Genomic DNA, 17,115 nt, shown 5'->3' on the forward strand with positions numbered 1-17,115 from the left:
CGCCAGTTGGTTGCCGGGGCCGGACCTAGGCGACGAAGTTGTTCTGCAGGAAGACGATGATCATCGCGCCCTGCAGACCGACCGCGCCCATGCTGAAGAACCGGTCGAAGCTCGCGTTGCGCCCCATCTTCGCCAGGACGAGGAACGCCGCCGTGCACTCCAGGCTGTAGCGCCACAGCGAACTGAGCGGGTAGTGCGAGTGGATCGGGCTGATCAGCGGCAGCAGCAAGGTGATCGCGGCGAAGACGACGAGGTAGCGATCCTCGGGGCCGAGCTTCCACGGCCCCACCAGCGCCAGCGTCAGCAGTGCGATCATCAGCAGCGCGGTGGCGAGATTGGCGACGTTGCGGAAGTTGTCCGGGGAGAACATCGGCGTCCAGTCGTGGATCATCTTCGCGACCTGGCCGATCGTGGTCCACGGGGCCTGGTAGCCGTCGTGGAACCACGCCTTCTGCGACTCCATGAAGTGGGTGGCGCTGCCGAAGCTCTGCTGCAGGTAGAGCATGTACGCCGCCAGCCCGGACGGCACGAGCGCGATCGACAAGGCGTCCCATCGGATGCGGCGGACCGACCATCCGCGCTGCCGCAGGTACTCGTACACGAACGCGGCGCCCAGGAGGACGCCCGCCATCCGGGTCGCCCCGGCGAGCCCGGCGAGCGCACCGGCGATCCACCAGTGCCCCCGGCGCATGCAGTAGAGCGACCCGACCGCGAGCGCGATGAACATCGACTCGTTGTACGCGGCCACGAGGTAGAACCCGGTCGGGAAGGCGAGCAGGTAGAACGCCGCCCGGCGGGCGTGCCGCTCGTCCATGACCTCCGCCGCGAGGCGGTGCGTCAGGACGAGGGCCACCAGGCAGCACACCAGCGACACCGCCAGGGCCGCCCCGAACGAGCCACCCGGCAGCACGGCGTTGGCGGCGCGGACGGTCATCGGGTAGAGCGGCCAGAACGCGGTCGCCCGGGTGTCCCAGTGGTAACCGGTGTCCGCGATGATCAGGTACCAGGTGGTGTCCCACCGGTTCCAGGCGTCCAGCGCCACCGAGACGCTGTCCGGCGGGTCGCCGGCCTTCGCCGCCAGCCCTTCGAACGGCACCCAGGCGGCGAAGGTGACGACGGCGTACAGCGCCAGACCGGACAACCAGGTCCAGAACCCCACGATGAACGACTGCCGCCAGCGTTCCCGCATGGACGGCCCAGCGGGCGGCGGGGCGGCGTGCTCGCCGCCGGCGGTGCCGGAGGGCGCGGCTTCCTCGGCGGCCTGGGCCGGGATCGCCGAACGGACTGCGGGCGAGGCGCCCTCCAGCGCCAGCGTTTCGTCGGGCATGCGGAGACGATAATGCATGCCTGACTGTCAGCGGTTCAGGGTCAGCGTTCCGTTCACGGCGGTCAACGTCCGGTCATAGCGCCGTCCCGGTTCGGTGAGCGTGTAGTGCAGGCTGGTCGTAGCGGTCGCGTGGCGGTCCTCCCGCGGTACGCCCAGCGTCCAGCCGGCCGTCCCGGTGTACGCGTTCTCCTGCCGGACCGGCACCCCGTCGGTGACGAAGCTCGCCGCGTCGGTCAGCGAGATCGTCGTGACGAGCCGATTCGCCTCGTCGACGCTGATCGCGCCGTCGATCGCGTACCGGCGGTCGGCCAGGCGCACGTCGTGGACCCGTGGCCCGGTGACGGTCACCATCTCACGATCGGTCCACTCGGCGGTCAGCGCGTCCGGGTTCTCCTCCGCGCCCCAGCGGTGGGACGAGGTGTTCGCCAGGTCGCGGGCGACGGTCGTGGTGACGCGCCCGTGCGAGGTGTTCACGAATCCGCTCACCGTCAACCGGTGCGCGCCGTTCGTCGTGACCGAGTCCTGGTCGCTGCCGTCCGCGTACGAGCTGTCGTTGACGAGCGGCGAGGCGACCGATCGCGTGAGCGAACCGGTGACCCGGCTGGATCCGTGGTCCCGCCAGCCGAGCAGGGTGACCGGGAGGTCCCAGCCGGACTGCCCGGCGGGCACCCCGGCGACGGTGACCGACACGGTGTGCTCGCGGCCGTCGGTGAGCAGGCCGGCGAACGGGCTGAGGTCGTAGCGGACCGGCTGGATGTCGAAGGCGCGCGGCGCGGGCAGCACGTACCAGAGGAACGGGTTGGACCAGCCGCCGGTGTAGATGTGCGGATAGGGCGCGGCGATGCCCGCCAGGACGCCGTCGACGCTGATCTGGACCTCCCGGTAGGGGCCCTCGTCGGCCGGGCAGGAGTAGCCCGACTCGGGTGGCGCGGTGAGGTACCAGAACTCCTCGCAGCCGCCGCCGGAGCCGGTCGCGTAGACCTCCGCGACGAGCCGTTCGGTGTTCGGGGCGACGGTCAGGCCGCCGACCCGGGCGGTCCCCTCCGCGTGGACGCCGGTCAGCCCGAACACGTCGTCAGCGCCGCCCCGGGGCGCCGGATGCCCGGCGTCCGCGGTGTAGAACGTCAGGTACGCCTGGACGTGCAGGACGCCGGTGTAGGTGTCGTTCACGACGTTGCCGATGAGCGACTCGACCGGCTGTGGCCGGGCGAACAACGACGAGTACGCCGTCACGTCCTTCTCGACGTGCCAGGCGATCCCCTCCGCCGACGGTTCCGGTGTGGACGTCTTGAAGACGGTGACCCCGCCGACGTTCAGGTATCCGAGGCGGTCGAACTGGCGCCCGGCGACCTGCCCGTCGAGGCTCAGCACGACCTTCGCCCACGGGCCGGCGCACTCGGTGGGCGGCGCGTAGGCCCCTCGGTACGGCGTGAAGTCCTGGAAGTGCGCGTCCACGATCCGCACGCGGCACGACCTCGTCGGCGGTGTCTGGATCGGAGGGTCCGCGGTGAGCGGATCGTGCCAGTCGGTGCCGAACTCCGCCGGCGGCGTGTCCGCCGCGGCCGGTACCGGTGCCAAAACCAGGCCCACGACGAGGCCCGCGGTCAGCAGGCGTCGAAGTCGGAGCATGGGAACCTCCCCAGTATCGATGGATGAGTCCATCTCACTGGAGAGTCGGGTTCACCGCAAGATCAGCACCGCCGGCGCTGCGGACCGGATGTATTCAGCAGCGCGCCTGATGTATTCAGGAAGCTCGCCGGCGGGCGCGGCGGGCCGCCAGCTCGTCGGTGACGCCGAACGGGGCCTCGATGACCGGGGCGGGGTCGCCGACCTCGGCCTCCTCGGGCACGATCGCACGTTCGCCCGGCAGCATCGACAGCGAGCCCTGGATCTCCTTGAACGCGCCGCCGATCGCGATGCCGAACACGCCCTGCCCACCTTGCAGCAGGTCGACGACCTCCTCGGCCGAGCGGCACTCGTAGACCGTCGTGCCGTCGGAGATCAACGTGATGCCCGCCAGATCTTCGACGCCGTGCGACCGGAGCGTCTCGATCGCCTTGCGGATGTTCTGGAGCGAAACTCCGGCGTCCAGCAATCGTTTGACGACTTTGAGGACGACGAGATCACGGAAGGAGTAGAGCCGCTGAGTGCCGGAGCCCGAGGCGTCGCGGATGCTCGGCGAGACCAGCCCGGTACGCGCCCAGTAGTCGATCTGGCGGTAGCTGATCCCCACGGCGTGGCACGCGGTGACCCCCCGGTAGCCGACCGTCGGCTCCGGCAGGATCGCCTCCGCCAGTGTCGCCTGGTCTGCGCTGTAAGGCTCCATACGAATACCTCCACTCCGCGGCGCCGGCAAGCACACAGCTCAGCGCCCGCTCGCGCAACGGCTCGCGGTGGAGAGCGTCGGTGCCAGATCCGACACCTGTCACCCTATAGCGCAGGGCCGGGTGCGGGGTGGAGGCAACACGCGGACACGCCGCGAAAGGAGTATCCGGGTACTCCCGGCGCGGCGGACGGCCGGCGGCTAGCTCGCGAAGTCCTCGGGCGTTACCTGCTCGAGGAACTCCCGGAACTTCTCGACCTCGTCCTCCTGCTCGTCGGGGATGATGATCCCCGCCTCGTCCAGGACCGACTCCGCGCAGCGGATGGGCGCGCCGACCCGCAACGCGAGCGCGATCGCGTCGCTGGGGCGGCCGGACACCCGGATCGCGCCGTCCGAGAAGAGCAGATCCGCGAAGTAGATGCTGTCCCGCAGGTCGGTGATCTCGACCGCCGACAGCGGTGCGGACAGCGCCTGCAGGACGTCTCGCATGAGGTCGTGGGTCAACGGCCGCTGCGGCTTCACGCCCTGCTGTTCGTAGGCGATGGCGGTCGCCTCCACCGCACCGATCCAGATCGGCAGGTACCGGTCGCCATCGACCTCGCGCAGCAGCACGATCGGCTGGTTGGTGGGCAACTCGACCCGCACCCCGACCACGCTCAGCTCACGCACCGTCGCCTCCCTCTCTCCGGCACAGCCCTCAGTTCCACCGTACACGCATCTCACTGGCCGGGCGTGGTGCGCAGCCCTACGCGTACCAGGGCGGCGTGCAGGCGTTGGGACAGCACGGTCAGCTCCCGCACCGTCTCGGCCGCGCGTGCCTGAGCGCTCGGGTCGGGGTGCCGCAGCAACGGCGCCACCAGGGCGGCGATCAGCCCCACCTCACGGTCCGCGGCCGCCCGCCAGGCCCGCAGATGCCGCGCCTGTACGCCGTGCTCCGCGAACGCGGCGGCGACCTCGGCGACGGCCAGCGCGTCGGCGTCGTAGCGGCCACCGGCGTCCGGCGTGAGCAACCCGTGCTGTTCGAGATCGCGCAGCTGCCCGGTGGTCAGCCCGGACCGGTCGCACAGCTCGGCCGTCGTCAACCGGACCGAGGCGGCGTCCCGCGGCTGCGGCGGCGGCACGGCGGAAGGCGTACTGGGCGGTAGCGCGTCGTCCGGGCCGAGCGCGACCAGGTTCGGCCGGCCGGCCGCCTCGACGAGGTCGTCGCCGCCGTCGGCGAGCTGCTCCCGGATGACCCGCAACGGCAGGTACTGGTCCCGCTGCGCGGTCAGCACGAAGCGAAGGCGCTGGACGTCGGCCCGCGAGTACTTCCGGTAACCCGACGGAGTCCGCTGCGGCTCGACCAGCCCCTCGCTCTCCAGGAACCGGAGCTTGGAGATGGTCGTGTCGGGAAACTCAGCACGCAGCTCCGCCAGCACCTCACCGATGCTGAACAGCGGCTGCGCCTCGGCGCGGGCGCGGCCTTCCGCCGCGCCCGGCCGGTCGCCGGGCGTCGCGGCCCGTTCGGACAGCGTCACGACTCCTCGGGGCGGGGCCCCGCGATGTAGACCAGCCGGAACTTGCCGATCTGAACCTCGTCACCGTTGTTGAGGGTGGCCGACTCGACCCGCTCGCGGTTGACGTAGGTGCCGTTGAGGCTGCCCACGTCGCGGACGGTGAAGGTGGACCCCTCACGGTGGAACTCGGCGTGCCGCCGGGAGACGGTCACGTCGTCGAGGAAGATGTCGCTGTCGGGGTGCCGTCCGCTGGTCGTCACGTCGTGGTCGAGCAGGAACCGGGCGCCCGCGTTGGGGCCTCGCCGCACCACGAGCAGGGCCATCCCGGCCGGCAGCTGACCGGAGACCCGACCGGGCACGACGTCGGAGTCGGGACCCTCGAGAACCTCGTCCAACGAGCCGAGGTGCAGGGTCGACGTGACATCGAGCGGAGGGAACTCGTCGCCGGGGCGGGTCATCGGACCACCTCACGATTTCGTCTAGCGGTGCTTCGTCAACAAACCTGGATGCAACGGAGCTTGGGCTGCGATGGCGGCTACGCCCGCGGGCGGACTGCCCTCGGGCGATCGGTTGTGCGAGCGTAGCCAGCCAGGGAAGAAAGGGTCAACCGGACGCGCGGGCAGATCAGCTCTCGGTGAGCTTGCGGTAGCCGTCCGCGTCGAGCAGGGAGGTGAGCGCCGCCGGGTCGCTCGGTTCCAGCTCGACCAGCCACCCTTCGCCGTACGGGTCGGTGTTGATCAGGTCCGGCGAGTCGCCCAGTGCCTCGTTGCGGGCGACGACGACCCCGCTGACCGGGGCGTAGATCTCGGAGACGCTCTTGGTCGACTCGACCTCGCCGAACGCGTCTCCGGCGGCGACGGTCGTGCCGGGCTCGGGCAGCTGCACGTAGACGATGTCGCCGAGCGCGTCCTGCGCGAAGTCGGTGATGCCCACCCGTACCGGATCGGCGCCCACGGCCACCCACTCGTGCTCCGCGGTGTAGCGCAGATTCTCGGGAATCAACGGCTGCTCCTCTTCCATCGTCTACCGCCGGTCCGCCACCGGTCAGGAGGCGGGCTGCGCGTACTGCAGGTCCGGTTCCGCGGCGAGCGCGGACACGGTCACCTTGCCCGGATCTTCGACGATCACGTTACCGCCGTCGCTACTGACCGTCGCGACCACCCCGCCCGGAATGTTCAGCGCGGTCTTCATCGTCGCCGGGTCGCCGATGACGGTGATCGTGTACGGGCCGGTCAGCTTCGTCCCACTGACGTTCAGGCCGCCGTCTGCGTCCTGGAAGTAGGTGGAGACGATGATGCGGACCGCTTGCCCGTTGCCGCCGCTGATCTGCATCGCCTCGGCTCCGGCGTTACGGAGTTCCTCGACGGCGTCCAGGATCCGGGAGGCGCGGACCTGGCCGGAGAAGCGTACGGTGAGGCCGGTTCCCTCGGCGGGCAGCGTTCCCGCCAGGATGCCCAGCTCGTCGGCGCGCTGCTCGGCCGCCGCCCGGGCGGCGTCGGCGCTCTCGCTACCCGCGGTCAGCTCCCGCTTCAGCTGCTCCAGATCCGCGATCTCCTGGCGTACGCGGTTCTCGTTGGAGTCCAGATCGGACAGAATCCGGACGAGGTCGTCGGTCCGGGCGGAGGCCAGCGTCGAGTCCTCCGAGGTGCCCCGCACCTGCACGATCAACGCGAAGCCGAGCAGGCCCACCAGAGCCGCGATGACGACGGTCGCCGCCGACACCTTCTTCTTGGCCGCCGGCGCGGGCGGCTCGGAGGTCTCGGCCGCCTCGCGGGGATGGGACTCGCCGGGCTCAGACTCGTCCGGCTCAGCCTCGGCGGGCTCGGACTCAGCCGGCTCGGCCTCGTCGGCGGCGGCGTCCGGCCGGACCGGTTCGGCGTCGTCGCCCGGCTCGGCGGGATCGTCGTCCGCCGGCCGGTCGAGCCGGATGGTCTGCTCGGCGTCGAACTCCGCGCGCAGCGCCTCCGGGCGTACGCCGTCGAGCCCGTCGTCCCGGTGGGCGTCGTCCGGCCGCCGCTCCGGTTCGGGCTGGTTCTCGTGAGGGTTCGTCATGCCGTCTCCTACGCCCGGAACAGATGCCGCCGGATCGCCGCGACGTTGCCGAAGATGCGTACGCCCAGGACGACCACCACGCCGGTGGAGAGCTGACCGCCGACGCCCAGCTGGTCGCCCAGCCACACGATGAGCCCGGCGACCAGGACGTTGGAGATGAACGAGACGACGAACTGCTTGTCGTCGAAGATCCCGTCCAGCTTGGCCCGCACCCCGCCGAACACGGCGTCGAGCGCCGCGACGACGGCGATGGGCAGATAGGGCTCGAGCGCCGCCGGGACCGTCGGGTCCAGGATGACGCCGAGCAGGACCCCGGCGATCAAGGCGAGGACGGGGATCACTTGCCACCTCCCGATGGCGACGCGGTCGCCGACGGCGACCCGGACACGACTGGCTTGGCGTACCGCAGCTGCGGGTTGGCGGCGGCGGGCAGGGTGAGGTCGTCGCTCCGCTTGACCGAGAACGACATCCCCTTGCTGTCGACGAGCTTGCGGAACAGGTCCGCGGTCGCCGATTCCGAGAACTTCGTCGCCATCGAGCCCGGCCCGATGGCGACGATCTTGTACGGGCCGACGAGCGGCTTGAAGTCCACAAGGATCGCCTCACCCGCCGAGCGGATGGTCGAGGTCGAGGTGAGCCGCTGGCCGTTGATCGCGATGGCCTCCGCGCCGTCGGTGAACAGCTCGTTCACCACGTTGCGCAGGTCCACGAAGAGCACGCGCGCGGTCTTGTCGGCCTGGCCGGTCACCGGATCGGCCTTGGCCGGGCCGTCGCCCAGCGTGATGGTCACCCCGTCGCCGGTCACCCGGCGCAGCCCGGTGGCCGCCTCGTAGGTCCGCAGCCGCTGCAACGTGCTGTCGTTGAGCAGGGCCGCCTGCAGGCTGTTCACCTGCCCCCGCAGCAACTCCTCCCGCCCGGTCAGCCCGTCGATGCGGTCCTGCCGGGTGTGGATGTCGGCGATCAGGCCGTCGCGGGCCGTCTGCCGCTGGGGCTGCTCCTCGACGACCTTCTGGTACGCCACCGCGAGCAGGAAGCCCAAGGCCAGCGCGGTCACCGCGCCGAGCGCCTTGTACGCAGCCTTCGCCGCCGGTGTCCGGCGAGTGGACGCCTCGTACGCGGCCCGGCTGGCCTCGACGGACTCCCGGAACAGGGAGTCCAGCAGATCCGTGCTGTATCGGCGGCGGGCCTGCGCGGCCTGCTCGCCGGTGTCGGGCTGGGGCGCCGGGGCGGCGGTCATGCCGAGCCTCCGGCGGCGACCGGCTGCTTCGCGCGTACCACCGACCGAGCCTGGAGGATGTAGAGGCCGCCGGCGACCCAGTAGAGGACGAGCCCCCACCAGGCCAGCGCCCACCCGATCGCGTGCGCGACCGACGCCACCGCACCGTCGGCGGCGGAGGCGAGCAGCAGCACCGGGAACGCGAACAGAAGGATGAACGTGGCGGTCTTGCCGACGTAATGGACCGGCAGCGGCGGCACGCCGTATCGGCGCAGCACCAGGACCACCACGCTGAGCACGGCCTCGCGGGCGAGCAGCGCGATGGTGAACGCCCAGGGCACGACGCCTTCGACGGTGAACGCGACGATGGTGGCGAGGATATAGAGCCGGTCGGCGACCGGGTCCATCAGCTCGCCGAGGCGGCTCACCTGCCCGAGGCGCCGGGCCAGGTAGCCGTCGATCCAGTCGGTGGTCCCGCCGACCGCCAGCACCGCGACCGCCCAGCCCCACTCGTGCGGGCCGAGGAAGAGATAGAGGAACAGCGGTACGCCGAGCAGCCGCAGAAAGCTGATCGCGTTGGGGATGGTCAGGATCCTCGACCGGGGATCCGCCTGCGTCATCTCGCCCCCCTAGCCTGTCCGCCGCCGAGCCACTATATCCGCCCGGGAGTGGATCATCGCAGTCCCACTCCCGGCCGGGCCACGCTGGGTGGTTTCCGCCCGATTGCGACCGGTCACGCCTCGTCGTCAGGCTTGCCCTGGCTCAGGGTCGGGCTTGCTGCGCCCCACCGTGACGCGGCAGCGCAGCACGTGCTCGCCCGGAGCGAGCTCCGACCGGAGCGTCGGCAGCACCGTACGCGGGAAGTAGAGGTGCGACCCCGGCATCGGGTGGACGATCTCCCCCACGCGGCCGGGATCGTCGGAGCGGATCGAGCCGGCGATCCCCCCGCCGTCGGCGGCGGCGATCCCGTCCCCCGCGGAGGAGGTGGACGACGGCAGCCACGGTACGCAGAACCCGCCCTCGGCCACGTACAGCGTCCGGCCGGTGACGATGCGGTGTTCCCGGAGGTGCGCGTCGCCGTCGAAGGAGAGCCGGGTCTCGACCACCACGTCGGCGTACGGCTCCCATCGGATCACCACGGCCGAGCCGTCCAGCGAGGACTCCCCCGCGGACCGCGTACGCCAGTGGACGCCGTCGTCGGACAACCCGAGCGCCGAGTCGAGCGCCGAGTTCTCCAGGTCGGCTCCGCCCGTCGGCACACTGATCCCCGCGAGCGTGGAGTACGCGAACTTCGCGTACTTGGCCGCTCCGCCCCGGGCGTTCCACAGCGGGGCGTGCTGGCCGTTCAGCGTCACCACGTCCCCGGCGGCGTCCTTGGCCAGCACCATCGTCGGCGCGGGCTGCACCGAGATCGGCTCACGAACCGGGGCGGCCGGCGTGGCGGTCCAGAAAGGATGGCCGGCCGGAGCCGCGAGACCGGAGAAGAACTTGGTCCCCCAGTACGGCGATCCCCCGGCCAGGTACTGCTCGACGACGCCGGTGTTGGGGTAGGCGTACCCGACGGTCAAGCCACCGTCCTCGGCGGCGGCGGGCTGCCGCCACCACCAGTCGAGGTGCCGCTGGGCCAGTCCGCGTACGCGCTCCCAGGGCAGCGCGGGGACGTCGGCAGCGGCGAGCAGCGGCCAGAACGACCCCTGCGCGAACCGGTAGCCGAGGCTGCGCCCGAACGGCACGCCCGCGCCGTCGTCGGCGAACCAGTGCTGGAACTGCTGCGCGAACTCGACCGCCCGCGCCCGGAAGCGGGCGGCCCGCCCGGCGTCGACCGCGCCCAGCGACGCCAGCAGCAAACCGTAGAAGTGGAACCCGAACGGCACGTAGTAGTCCCGGGGTGCGCTCCGCCCCGGCAGGCCGGGACCGTCGGCGTACCAGCCGTCCGCGACCGCGAACTCCTCCAGCCGGTCCAGGTGCGCGGTCACGCGCGCCTCATCCACCGGTACGCCCACCGCGCGCAGCCCGGTCGCAGCCAGCACCGGGAAGAAGTGCCAGTTGTTGTCGACCGGGGTCGCGTTCGCCGCCGCCGACAGCCAGTCCCGGAGGTGGTCGCGCTGCGGTCCGGTCAGCGGATCCCACACCTCGTGCGGGGCGACCGCGAGGGCGTACCCGACGGCGGCGGACTCGACGATGCGCTGATCGAGGTCGGGCGGCAGGCCGATGTACCACGGATGGGCCGGATCGACCGCGGCGGTCAGCGAACCGCGCAGCTCGTCCCACTGGGCGTCGGCCCGCAATCCGCCGGCCGCCGCCGCGGCCAGCCCCCAGAGCGGCCGGGCGACCAGCTCGAACCAGGTCGCGCCGGAGTCGTGGTTGGTGGCGTGGACCGGTTGCCGGTCGGGGCCGAGCGCGGCGGTACGCGTAGCGGGCGAGACGACTGCGAGGAGGGCCGAGAACCAGCCTTCGCGATGGGCAGAAACAGCGCCGTGGATCTGGTGCAACGAGGGCATGGCTGGCAGAATACGATCACAGTAACCGCTTTCACAACGGTTTTCCCAAGACAAGATCGCGAGCACCCCGCCGCCGGCGGACCAGATCGGAGCACCGTGAGCCAGCCGTCCAAGCGCCCCACCATCCGAGACGTCGCCCGCGCGGCCGGCGTCTCGGTCGCGACGGTCTCCCGGGCGCTCTCCGGCGACTACCCCGTCTCCAGCGCGACCCGCGCTCGCATCCAACGGGCCGTCCGCGACCTCGACTACGTGGTCAACGCACACGCCCGCGCGCTCTCGGGGGCAACCTCCAAGGTCGTGGCCATCCTCATGAAGGAGACGGTGACCCCGTTCTACGCGCACATCGCGGCGGGTGTGGAGGCCGAGGCGGCCGAGCACGGACGGCTCTGCCTGGTCTGCACCACGCACGGCGACGCCGACCGCGAGCTGGAGATCATCAAGCTCATGCGCGAGCAGCACGCCGACGCCGTCATTCTCGTCGGCGGGGTCGTGGAGAACGAGGAATACCGCGAGCGGATGAAGCGCTACGCGATCGGCCTGGCCGACGCGGGCTCGAAGCTGGTGACCTGCGCCCGCCCGTCGCTGGGCCCGGACATCCCGGCGATCAGCGTCGAGTACGACAACGTCGGCGGGGCATACGCGGCCACGTCGCACCTGCTCTCCGCCGGTCACCGGCGCATCCTGATGCTGGCCGGGCCGGACGGCTTCACCACCAGCGACCAGCGCGTGGTGGGCTACCGCAACGCGCTGGCGGCATACAAGATCCCGGTCGACCCGGCGCTCGTCAGCCACGGCGACATGGGGCGCGACGGCGGGTACGACCGCACGGCGGAGGTGCTCGACCGGGGCGTCGAGTTCACCGGCGTCTTCGCCGGCAACGACAACACCGCCGCCGGGGCGATCGCCGCGCTGCGGGACCGGGGCAAACGCGTACCGGAGGACGTCAGCATCATCGGGTTCGACGACGTCCCGCTGGCCGGTGACCTCAACCCGCCGCTGACGACGGTGCACCTGCCGCACGAGGAGCTGGGCCGCACGGCGGTGAAGATGGCGTTGCAGGGCAACGGCTCCGGTCGCCAGCACGTCATGCTCGGTACGCACATCGTCGTCCGCGACTCGGTCACCACCGCCACCCCCCACTGACGATCAGCGCTGGATCAGGGCTCCCGGTCGAATCTTGAGGCTGGATTCGACCGCGAACCCTGATCCAGCGCCGGAGAAAAGGCGGTCACGGCGGAGAGGGAGCCCGCGGGCACGAAGATGTCCAGGGAGGACGCCGTGACGGGCGGGACGGCGTGCCACCGGCGTATCCCGACGGTTGAGCCGACCGCGATCCGCTTACCGTCGGCCACCACGGCGTACCCGTCGATCTGCTGACCGGCCTGGAGGTCCTCGCGCAGTTCGAGGTGATCGAACCGCACGGGCGTGGGGAAGATGGCGCGGACGCCGCCGGGGATCGCGGACAGCGTGGCCGGGACGGGACGCGCGAAGCGGCGCCGCAGCTCCCCGGTGACCTCGAGCAACCGGTCGACGTCGGCCGGGTCCAGTCGGCCGGACGGCATGGGCGCGAGGTTGAGCAGCAGGCCGGCGCCGAGCCCCATCGACCGGTAGAAGATCTCCAGCAGTTGCTCCCGGGTCTTCAACACCGACGACGGCTGCCAGAACCAGTCGGCCCGGATCGGGACGTCGCACTCCGGCGGCAGGTAGCGAGGTCCGTCCAACTGCGACACCGCGGTGGTGAACATCGAGACGTCCGTCGCGGAAACGGTGTAGCGCACCGGGTCGGTGGCCAGGCCGTCCTCGTTGCCGATCCATCGGATGGTCGGCTCGCCCAGGTTGAAGACCATCGCGTCGGGTTGATGTTCGCCGACGACCGCCATGATCCGCGCCCAGTCGTAGCTTCGACCCTCGGAGCCCGCGCCGTCGAACCAGATCTCGAACAGCGGCCCGTAGCCGGTGCACAGCTCGGTCAGCTGAGCGAGGTAGAAGTCGTCGTAGGCGCGCGGGTCGTCGTAGCAGGCCGCGTTCCGGTCCCAGGGCGACAGGTAGAGGCCCAGCCCCAGGCCCGCGGCCCGGCACGCTTGGGCCAGCTCCGCGACCACGTCACCCTGGCCGTCGCGCCAGGTCGCGCTCTTCACCGAGTACGCCGTGGTGGCGGTCGGCCAGAGGCAGAAGCCGTCGTGATGTTTGGCGGTGAGCACGACGTACCGCGCGCCCGCCTGCTTCGCGGTTTCGACCCACTGCCCGGCGTCGAGGCCGTCCGGCGCGAAGGTGGCCGGGTCGGCAGTGCCGTCGCCCCATTCCACGCCGTGGAAGGTGTTGATCCCGAAGTGGAAGAACAGCCCGAACCCGGCCTCCTGCCAGGCGAGCTGCTGCGGGGTCGGCCGCATCCGGTTCTCCTCACGCGAAGGGCGGCGCCGGTGGTCCGGCGCCGCCCAGTCGAGCCGTCCTACTGGGCGGCCGCGTACTCCTTGCCGTACTCCTCGCCGATCTTGTCGCCGCCGTCGGCCTTGTACCGCTTGACGGCCGCGTCCCAGTCGTCGAGCGACGCCCGGCCCATGACGACCGCGTTCAGCACGTCGGTAATGGTCTTGCGGATGGCCGCCTCGCTCTTGCTGGCGGTGTCCGAGACCAGCCCGTACGCCGGGTTGCGGACCAGGTTCGGGGCGGTCTTCTGCTCGAACGAGTGCATGAGGGCGATCGCCTCGGGCGACACCCCGGGGTAGAAGAGCACCTGCGGCGCGTCGCAGAGGTAGGTGATGGGCAGGTTGGTCTTGTTCTCCCCGCCCTTCCACAGGTCGGTCTGCGCGGGGTTGCCGTCCGCGTCCCGGGTGAAGTGCGTGCCCTCGACGCCGTAGTGGACCAGCTCGTACTCCTTGGTGCCGAACGGGGCGGCCAGGAAGTCGAGCACCCGCAGCAGCAGCTTGATGCGGTCGGGCGCGGCCTTCTTCAGCACGGTGTAGCCGAAGACGCTCCGGGCGGCGAAGAGCTTGCCGCCGGCGTTCCCGCCGACGTAGGGCAGCGCCGGGGCGACGGTGTACGCGCCCTTGGCCGAGGTGATCATCTGCGAGTACGCGCCGAAGCCGTCGGTGAGGCTGGCGGTGATCTGCCCGGCGAAGTGGGTCTTCGCGTCCACCTGCGACACGGTCAGCGCGTCCGGATAGTACGCGCCCGCCGCGAACAGGTCCCGCATGAACGCCACGGCCTGCTTGAACTCCGGCGTCGCGAAGTACGACACGAAGGTGCCGTTGTCGTTCTTCCAGAGGTTCGGCGCGCCCCACGCGGGGGCGTGCACGCCGAGGCCGAAGTTGCCGCTCTTGCTCGCGCCGAGGGCGTACTTCTTGTCCTTGGTGAGCGTCTTGGCCGCGGTCAGCAGGTCCGAGCTGGTCCAGCCGCCCGCGCTGAACGCCTTGTCGTCGACTCCGGCGCCCTTCCACATCTCCCGGTTGGCGTAGAAGATGTTGCCCGGCGCGGGCCGCTCGACCGGCACGCCCATGATCCGGCCCTTGACCCGGCCCATGTCCTTCCAGGCCCGGGTGGGGATGTTCGCCAGGTTCGGGTACGCCTTCACGGCGTCGCCGGACAGGTACTCCGACAGGTCGGCGCACTTGCTGGCGACGAAGTCGGCCTCGCGCGGCAGGATGTAGCCGCCACCGATGTTCATGATGTCGGGCAGGTCGTCGCCGGCCATCAGGGTGGCCATCTTCGCCTGGTAGTCGGCGTCCGGGACGACGGTCAGCTGCAGGTCGATGCCGAGCGCCTCGTTGACCGCCTGAAGGAACTTGTTGGTCTCCTTCGGGCCGGGCGGCGTGCCGTAGGTGATCACGACCGCCTTGACGACGCTGCCGTCGCCGGGCTTGCCGTTGGTGGCGTTGCCGATCTGCGACGGGTATTTGGTGTAGCCGTTCTGCACGTCGTTGCCGTCGCCCGGCAGGTCCGGGGTGGGCACCTTGGCCGCCGTGTAGGTCGGCCACGCCGCCAGCTCGGTGCCGGCGTTGCCGACACCGCCGCCACCGCTGCCGTCGCCGCAGGCGCTGATCAGCGACGGCACCGCGACCGCGGTCGCGCCCAGGCCGATCGCCCGGAACACCGAGCGGCGGGAAAGCTCCGAAGACATGGAGTGGTTCCTTTCTCGACAGTGAGAATGAGCGGGAGGAGGAGGAGGACTAGCTCTTGATCGCCCCGGTCAGCACTCCGCGGACGAAGAAGCGCTGGACGAACGGGTAGACGAGGATGATCGGGATGACCGCGATGATCACGACGGCCATCCGGACCGTCTGCGGCGCCGACACCGCCGCCGCGTCGGCGGCCGACGGGTCCGCCAGCTGGGCGCCCTGGATGACGTACATCCGCAGCACCTGCTGGATCGGGAACTTCGAGTCCGACATGTAGATCGCGGCGTGGAACCACGCGTTCCAGTAGCTGACCGCGTAGAAGAGGCCGATGACGGCCAGCACCGCCTTGGACAGCGGGAGCACGACGCGCCACAGCACCTGCCATTCGCCGGCGCCGTCGAGGCGGGCCGCCTCGAACAGCTCCTCCGGCAGGCCCTGGATGAAGCCCCGGACGATCACGAGGTTGAACACGTTGATCATCACCGGCGCGATCAGGGCCGCGTAGTTGTCCAGCAGGCCGAGCTGTTTCACGACCAGGTACGCCGGGATCATGCCGGGCGGGAAGAGGAAGGTGAACAGGATGCCGAGCAGGATCTTCTTCCCGCCGACCAGCTGCGGGCGGCTCAGCGCGTACGCCAGCAGGGTGGTGGCGACGAGACTGGCCAGCGTGCCGACGAGCGTCACGCCGATGCTGACGCCGATGGCCTTGGTGACCTGACCACCCCGGAAGATGTCCCGGTACGCGTCCAGCGTGGGATGCTCCGGCCACAGCACCCAGCCGCCGTTGGCGACGACCTCGTCCGGGCTGGCCAGGCTGGTCGAGATGACCACGAGGAACGGGACCAGCACGAGCGCGCAGATGACCACCAGCGCCAGGCCCTTGGCCGCCTTCGTGACCGGCTTGGCGGGCTCCTGCCAGGCCGGCCGGCCCGCCCGCTTGAGGGTCGCGCTGCTCATCGGTAGACCCCCTGCTCGCCGAGGCGGTGGGCGACCTTGTTGGCGGCGTACACGAGGATCGCGCCGATGACGCCCTTGAAGATGCCGGCCGCGGCGGCCAGCGGGAAGTCGCCTCCACCGCCGAGGCTCTTGTAATAGACGTAGGTGTCGATGATCTCCCCGGCCGCCGGGCCGACCGCGTCCCGTTGCAGCAGGAGCTGTTCGAAGCCGACGGAGAGCACCTCGCCGAGGCGCAGGACCAGCAGCAGCACGACGACCGAGCGGATGCCGGGCAGGGTGACGTGCCAGAACCGCCGCCAGGGGCCGGCGCCGTCCATCGCGGACGCCTCGTAGAGCGTGTCGTCGACCTGGGCCAGCGCGGCCAGGAAGATGATCGTGCCCCAGCCCGAGTCCTTCCAGATGACCTGCGCGATGAGCAGCGGCTTGAAGGCGTCCGGGTTGCCGATGATGTCCACGGTGTGCAGGCCGTGATCGGCGAGGAACCCGTTGACCACGCCCGCGCCGCCCAGGATCTGCTGGAACAGCGCGACGACGATGACCCACGAGATGAAGTGCGGCAGGTAAACGACGTTCTGCACCAGGCGCTTGATGGTGGTGCTCGTCAGACTGTGCAGCAGCAGCGCCAGCCCCAACGGCACCGGGAAGTAGAAGATCAGCTGCAGCAGCGAGATCTCCACCGTGTTGAGCACCGCGTGCCAGAAGTCGGCGTCGCCGAACATCTTCTGGAAGGTCTCGAAGCCGACGAGGTTCGACTCGGTGACCGAGATGCCCGGCCAGTAGTCGGTGAAGGCGATGACCATCCCGAAGGCGGCGCCCAGGTGGAAGATCAAGAAGTACGCGAGACCGGGCAGAAGGAACAGCCACAGTAACCGGTCACGTACCAGTTTCCGCCACAGAGGCGTACGATCGCGCGGCACGCGGGGTGCCTTACCTGCGCCTCCGCCATCTGCCGCCGCGGTTTTCCGGGCGATCGTGCTGGCCGTCATGGCCCTCCCTCCTCGGCAAGTGACCGAGAACATAAACCGGTTACTAGCCCGGCGTCAAGAGAGCCGCTTTCCCGCGCAGTCTTGTCCGGCATTGACCTCGTGTGACCGCGCAGATTACAGTGCCGCTCGTACAGAAAGCGGT

The 17,115-nt window shown here is 70.5% G+C and carries 17 protein-coding genes; 1 reads left to right on the forward strand and 16 read right to left on the reverse strand.

From position 1 onward, the window contains the following. Nucleotides 1-25 precede the first annotated feature (25 nt). The 12 genes from AB0H43_RS09930 to AB0H43_RS09985 form a co-directional block, all read right to left on the reverse strand. Nucleotides 26-1,327 carry a mannosyltransferase family protein gene (locus AB0H43_RS09930; RefSeq protein WP_359998884.1) on the reverse strand — a complete coding sequence of 434 codons (1,302 nt, stop codon included), beginning with the start codon at nucleotides 1,325-1,327 and terminating at the stop codon, nucleotides 26-28. Nucleotides 1,328-1,354: 27 nt separating this feature from the next. Then, the gene (locus AB0H43_RS09935; RefSeq protein ID WP_359998885.1) at nucleotides 1,355-2,956 is read right to left on the reverse strand and encodes a peptide-N4-asparagine amidase; all 1,602 of its coding nucleotides are present in this window, start codon (nucleotides 2,954-2,956) and stop codon (nucleotides 1,355-1,357) included. Nucleotides 2,957-3,071: 115 nt separating this feature from the next. Continuing rightward, a complete protein-coding gene (locus AB0H43_RS09940; protein ID WP_359998886.1) occupies nucleotides 3,072-3,653 on the reverse strand; it encodes a MerR family transcriptional regulator in 582 nt (193 codons plus the stop codon). Between the two features lie 198 nt (nucleotides 3,654-3,851). Then, on the reverse strand, nucleotides 3,852-4,319 hold the full coding sequence (locus AB0H43_RS09945) for a bifunctional nuclease family protein (protein WP_359998887.1): 468 nt from the start codon (nucleotides 4,317-4,319) through the stop codon (nucleotides 3,852-3,854). 50 nt (nucleotides 4,320-4,369) lie between these two features. After that, a complete protein-coding gene (locus AB0H43_RS09950; RefSeq protein WP_359999321.1) occupies nucleotides 4,370-5,086 on the reverse strand; it encodes a MerR family transcriptional regulator in 717 nt (238 codons plus the stop codon). Nucleotides 5,087-5,163: 77 nt separating this feature from the next. Beyond that, nucleotides 5,164-5,604: an FHA domain-containing protein gene (locus AB0H43_RS09955; protein WP_253750632.1), complete on the reverse strand. Its 441-nt coding sequence runs from the start codon at nucleotides 5,602-5,604 to the stop codon at nucleotides 5,164-5,166. Between the two features lie 166 nt (nucleotides 5,605-5,770). Next, nucleotides 5,771-6,148: a glycine cleavage system protein GcvH gene (gene gcvH, locus AB0H43_RS09960; RefSeq protein ID WP_290863753.1), complete on the reverse strand. Its 378-nt coding sequence runs from the start codon at nucleotides 6,146-6,148 to the stop codon at nucleotides 5,771-5,773. Nucleotides 6,149-6,190: 42 nt separating this feature from the next. After that, nucleotides 6,191-7,198, reverse strand: a complete 1,008-nt coding sequence (locus AB0H43_RS09965; RefSeq protein ID WP_359998888.1) for a DUF881 domain-containing protein — start codon at nucleotides 7,196-7,198, stop codon at nucleotides 6,191-6,193. Between the two features lie 8 nt (nucleotides 7,199-7,206). Beyond that, complete coding sequence (locus AB0H43_RS09970; protein WP_359998889.1) at nucleotides 7,207-7,539, reverse strand: small basic family protein; 333 nt, start codon at nucleotides 7,537-7,539, stop codon at nucleotides 7,207-7,209. Then, complete coding sequence (locus AB0H43_RS09975) at nucleotides 7,536-8,435, reverse strand: DUF881 domain-containing protein (RefSeq protein WP_359998890.1); 900 nt, start codon at nucleotides 8,433-8,435, stop codon at nucleotides 7,536-7,538. The genes AB0H43_RS09970 and AB0H43_RS09975 overlap by 4 nt, the downstream gene beginning before the upstream one ends. Then, nucleotides 8,432-9,034, reverse strand: coding sequence for a CDP-alcohol phosphatidyltransferase family protein (locus AB0H43_RS09980; RefSeq protein WP_359998891.1), 603 nt, complete (start codon nucleotides 9,032-9,034; stop codon nucleotides 8,432-8,434). Before AB0H43_RS09980 ends, AB0H43_RS09975 begins: the two co-directional genes overlap by 4 nt. A 126-nt stretch (nucleotides 9,035-9,160) precedes the next feature. Then, complete coding sequence (locus AB0H43_RS09985) at nucleotides 9,161-10,915, reverse strand: DUF2264 domain-containing protein (protein WP_359998892.1); 1,755 nt, start codon at nucleotides 10,913-10,915, stop codon at nucleotides 9,161-9,163. 96 nt (nucleotides 10,916-11,011) lie between these two features. Between AB0H43_RS09985 and AB0H43_RS09990 the strand changes: the two genes are divergently transcribed. Continuing rightward, nucleotides 11,012-12,058, forward strand: a complete 1,047-nt coding sequence (locus tag AB0H43_RS09990; RefSeq protein ID WP_359998893.1) for a LacI family DNA-binding transcriptional regulator — start codon at nucleotides 11,012-11,014, stop codon at nucleotides 12,056-12,058. 14 nt (nucleotides 12,059-12,072) lie between these two features. On the opposite strand, the gene AB0H43_RS09995 is transcribed toward AB0H43_RS09990, so the two are convergent. From AB0H43_RS09995 to AB0H43_RS10010, 4 genes are read right to left on the reverse strand one after another with little or no spacing between them, the layout of a single operon-like run. Then, a complete protein-coding gene (locus AB0H43_RS09995) occupies nucleotides 12,073-13,452 on the reverse strand; it encodes an alpha-L-fucosidase (RefSeq protein ID WP_359999322.1) in 1,380 nt (459 codons plus the stop codon). Next, nucleotides 13,365-15,032 carry a hypothetical protein gene (locus AB0H43_RS10000; RefSeq protein ID WP_359999346.1) on the reverse strand — a complete coding sequence of 556 codons (1,668 nt, stop codon included), beginning with the start codon at nucleotides 15,030-15,032 and terminating at the stop codon, nucleotides 13,365-13,367. The genes AB0H43_RS09995 and AB0H43_RS10000 overlap by 88 nt, the downstream gene beginning before the upstream one ends. 49 nt (nucleotides 15,033-15,081) lie before the next feature. Beyond that, nucleotides 15,082-15,987, reverse strand: a complete 906-nt coding sequence (locus tag AB0H43_RS10005; RefSeq protein WP_359998894.1) for a carbohydrate ABC transporter permease — start codon at nucleotides 15,985-15,987, stop codon at nucleotides 15,082-15,084. Further along, nucleotides 15,984-16,904 carry an ABC transporter permease subunit gene (locus AB0H43_RS10010; RefSeq protein WP_359998895.1) on the reverse strand — a complete coding sequence of 307 codons (921 nt, stop codon included), beginning with the start codon at nucleotides 16,902-16,904 and terminating at the stop codon, nucleotides 15,984-15,986. The genes AB0H43_RS10005 and AB0H43_RS10010 overlap by 4 nt, the downstream gene beginning before the upstream one ends. Nucleotides 16,905-17,115: the final 211 nt, after the last annotated feature.

Origin of the sequence: Hamadaea sp. NPDC050747 (assembly GCF_040654195.1) — a bacterium.
GTDB lineage: Bacteria > Actinomycetota > Actinomycetes > Mycobacteriales > Micromonosporaceae > Hamadaea.

Bases quoted from the DNA above. Each gene is read 5' to 3' on its own strand.
- AB0H43_RS09930 (WP_359998884.1), bottom strand. From the start codon at position 1,327: ATGCCCGACGAAACGCTGGCGCTGGAGGGCGCCTCGCCCGCAGTCCGT.
- AB0H43_RS09935 (WP_359998885.1), bottom strand. From the start codon at position 2,956: ATGCTCCGACTTCGACGCCTGCTGACCGCGGGCCTCGTCGTGGGCCTG.
- AB0H43_RS09940 (WP_359998886.1), bottom strand. From the start codon at position 3,653: ATGGAGCCTTACAGCGCAGACCAGGCGACACTGGCGGAGGCGATCCTG.
- AB0H43_RS09955 (WP_253750632.1), bottom strand. From the start codon at position 5,604: ATGACCCGCCCCGGCGACGAGTTCCCTCCGCTCGATGTCACGTCGACC.
- AB0H43_RS09965 (WP_359998888.1), bottom strand. From the start codon at position 7,198: ATGACGAACCCTCACGAGAACCAGCCCGAACCGGAGCGGCGGCCGGAC.
- AB0H43_RS09975 (WP_359998890.1), bottom strand. From the start codon at position 8,435: ATGACCGCCGCCCCGGCGCCCCAGCCCGACACCGGCGAGCAGGCCGCG.
- AB0H43_RS09980 (WP_359998891.1), bottom strand. From the start codon at position 9,034: ATGACGCAGGCGGATCCCCGGTCGAGGATCCTGACCATCCCCAACGCG.
- AB0H43_RS09985 (WP_359998892.1), bottom strand. From the start codon at position 10,915: ATGCCCTCGTTGCACCAGATCCACGGCGCTGTTTCTGCCCATCGCGAA.
- AB0H43_RS10000 (WP_359999346.1), bottom strand. From the start codon at position 15,032: ATGTCTTCGGAGCTTTCCCGCCGCTCGGTGTTCCGGGCGATCGGCCTG.
- AB0H43_RS10005 (WP_359998894.1), bottom strand. From the start codon at position 15,987: ATGAGCAGCGCGACCCTCAAGCGGGCGGGCCGGCCGGCCTGGCAGGAG.